Origin of the sequence: Thermomicrobium sp. CFH 73360 (assembly GCF_023806465.1) — a bacterium.
GTDB lineage: Bacteria > Chloroflexota > Chloroflexia > Thermomicrobiales > Thermomicrobiaceae > Thermomicrobium.
Window position 1 is genome coordinate 1 of the sequence record NZ_JAMSLS010000037.1, and the last position, 264, is coordinate 264.

General features: G+C 67.4%; 1 protein-coding gene. It reads left to right on the forward strand.

Going from position 1 to position 264, the window contains the following annotated elements:
- Positions 1-31: 31 nt before the first annotated feature.
- On the forward strand, positions 32-264 hold a 233-nt coding region (locus NET03_RS13415; protein ID WP_503008239.1), incomplete at its 3' end, for a transposase.

A 264-nucleotide genomic window follows, 5' to 3' on the forward strand; every position in this document is an offset into this window, starting at 1 on the left:
GTTGCGCCTTGGGGTCCGGGAGTGGCTGATTGTGGCTACGGACCTGGACCCTCACCGGGTGCTGGAGGTGTACGGGCTCAGGTGGGGGATAGAGCGGCTCTTTGGGGCCCTGAAGGGGCGGGGATTTGACCTGGAGGCCACGCACGTGACGCGGGGGGAGAGGCTTTCGCGGCTTTTGGTCCCCTTGAGCCTGGCCTTCGTGTGGGCGTTTCGGACGGGGCTTGTGCTGCACCGGGTGCGTCCGGTGAGGCCCAAGAAGCACGG